2 protein-coding genes are annotated in these 2989 nt (G+C 38.0%); both read left to right on the top strand.

Annotated elements, in window-relative coordinates; all coding sequences use genetic code 11:
* Positions 1–999 (top strand): low-specificity L-threonine aldolase (gene ltaE / locus AC3LHT_RS10070; protein ID WP_488662798.1); only part of this gene is annotated, 999 nt, incomplete at its 5' end.
* A gap of 139 nt (positions 1000–1138) precedes the next feature.
* Positions 1139–2359: a carboxylate--amine ligase gene (locus tag AC3LHT_RS10065; protein ID WP_488662797.1), complete on the top strand. Its 1221-nt coding sequence runs from the start codon at positions 1139–1141 to the stop codon at positions 2357–2359.
* Positions 2360–2989 lie beyond the last annotated feature (630 nt).

Genomic DNA, 2989 nt, shown 5'->3' with positions numbered 1-2989 from the left:
GTGACTACACCGACAGAAGAAATGAGAAAGGCGATGTATGAAGCTGAAGTTGGCGATGATGTGTACGGAGACGACCCTACGGTTAATCGTCTTGAAGCTCTTGCAGTTGAAATGGTCGGAAAGGAAGCAGCTCTTTTTGTGCCTTCTGGTACCTTTGGAAACCAGCTCGCTTTACTCACCCATACTAAAAGAGGGGATGAGGTAATTGTCCCTGATTCCAATCACATCTTCGTTCATGAAGTGGGAGCAGCTGCTGTCATAGCCTCTGTGCAACTTCGCACGATTGAAAGCCCAAATGGTATGCCGTCAATTGAAAAGCTCAGGGCTTCCATTAGAGGCAAAGACATTCATTATCCTGATACTGGTCTTATCTGCATGGAAAACGCCCATTCTTCAGGACGAGTACTGCCGTTGGAATATCTGGAAAGTGTCAAGAAACTCGCCGATGAATTTTCCATTCCCGTACATCTGGATGGTGCAAGAATCTTCAATGCTGCTATTGCATCAAAAGTAGATGTTAAAAAAATAGCAGCCACCGCGGATTCTGTTATGTTCTGTCTTTCCAAGGGACTCGCGGCTCCCGTAGGTTCTATCCTTGCCGGCTCAAAAAAGTTTATTGAAAAGGCTCGTAAAGGAAGGAAATTGATGGGTGGCGGTATGAGACAGGCGGGAATATTAGCCGCTGCTGGTATTGTTGCACTTGAGAAAATGATTGATAGGCTGGAAGAAGATCATGAAAATGCTAAGCTCCTTGCAGAAATGCTCTCAGAGATTCCTGGTCTTCAGCTTATGAAAGATCAACTGGATATAAATATGGTGTATTTCAGCCTTGAAACACCTGAGCCAGATCTGGTAATAAAGGAAATGAAAAGGGCAGGAATAAAGATAAATCCTCCTGAGGGAGGTATGTATCGTTTGGTAACAAATAAAGATGTAGTGAGAGCGGATATTCTAAAAATTACAAATACATTCAAAGAAATTGTAACTAGTGGCGTTTAATTTGGAATTTCGCTTTTAATTTAGAAGCATTTAATGAAATGTTATATAAAAGAAAAAGTTACGCTTTGATAAATTCGCTTTATATTATAAAACAAAGAAGTATAATAAGTTCAGGATTTCTTTTAGGGAGTGATTACCTTTGGCTAAGGTATTGGTAACCACAGCGCGAATGATGTATTCGCTGGACACAATCAGGATTTTGCATCGGGCAGGTCATGAAGTATATGCAGCAGATAGTGTAAGAATGAGCGCTGGGCTCTATTCTCGTTATGTGAAAAAGCATTTTATTCATCCCAAAGTTAGCGAAGAGTCTGAAAAGTTTATTGATTTTCTTCTCAAGATAGTAGATGATTACAAAATCGACATTATCATCCCGGGTTTTGAGGATACTTTTGTTCTCGCATATTATCTTGACAGATTTAAGGGTAAAGCGAAATTACTTCTTTCTGATTATTCCGTACTCACTTTTTTACATGACAAGTACAGTGTTTCAAAGTTAGCAAGAGCTCTAGACATTCCATCACCAAAAACGGTTCTTTTGAGGGACTTTGAGCAAAATGATTGGAGTTTTCCGGTGATAATAAAACCCCGAAGAAATCGGGGAGCTATCGGCATAAAGGTGATTGAGTCTGTAAAATCTTTAAAGGAGATTGGATCAACTGTCAACGCTGATGAATATATGATCCAACAACTGCTTCCAAAAACTCAATTTTGCACTACTGGAATGGCCTACAACGGAAAACTGCTTTCCAATGTAGTGTATAAAAATATAAGGGAATATCCTGAAGAAGGGGGTTTTGGAACTTACAGGCTGACCTGTCATGTTCCTGAAATCGATGAATATGTGAAACGAATCGTAGAGGAATTGAATTACACTGGATATATATGTACAGATTTTCTTTATGACGAATTTAGCAACACTTACTATTTAACTGATGTCAATCCCAGGATGAGTCCAGGTGTTTATGTTGGTTATGCAGCTGGAGTCAATTTCCCAAAAATGTACGTTAACCTTTTGGAAGATCCTGAGAGTGTTAAAGCTGTAAAGCCAAAGATAGGTGTGGGATCTTATACATCGCCGCTTGAGTTTGGTTGGTTTCTTGCTGTTCTATTCAAAGGAAAATTTAAAAAGTTAAAAGGATTTTTCAAGAGGGACAAAGGAATGCTTGACGATGTTTGGGATATCAGGGATCCAATTCCCTTTTTTGCAATATTTGGTTCTATGCTTTTTTCAGCTGTAATAGGTCCTCTTATGGGAGGTCAACAGGAGTCTTATTATCTTGGATGCCTTTATGATAGAAAGTATTTTCCTGATTCAGTAGCTCTTGAAGAGCTTCGAAAAAAATACAAAGCAGTTTGAAAAGCTCAAAATGATTGGCGCCCTTCAGGGCGCTTTTTCTTTTATTATATATATTGTTCTTTCTTATATAAATATAATAATAGATGTTCATAACTATGTTCATAACTTCTGAAACAATTATCAGTAAAGCTTTTGAGTGCATGTTCATAACTCAAAAGTTATGAACATTATATGTTCATAACTTCTAGACACCGCTTCAATAAAGGCTTGTGCAAATGTTCATAACTTTTATGCTTTTAACATGTGATCAGATGGAACTTTCATGGCTTTTCTGACTTTGTGAAATGATTAGTTCGGAAAGCTAATGTTCATAACTTGGTACATACGTATACCTCATGGCCTGTAATTGTTTATGGAAAAGAGTTTCAGAAGAAAAAGTTATGAACATCGCTAAAAAGCCTTAACCATGCGCTTTACATAAAAAACACCCCAAGTTATGAACATGCCCATGTTCATAACTCCATGATAAATGTTCATAACTTGGAAATGGGTTTCCGGAAATCCGGAACTAAATTTCAAAAAAATGAACTGTTTCTCTGATAATAGTACGTTTAAAAAGAATAGAACTGAGATGACCCGAGGGTATCCAATGAAGCGTGGCTTTATGGAAGGCCTGGTAAAGTTCAAAAG

Source organism: Kosmotoga sp. (assembly GCF_982836095.1).
Note: the sequence above shows the minus strand (reverse complement) of the source record. Positions and strands in the feature narration are given on the sequence as shown.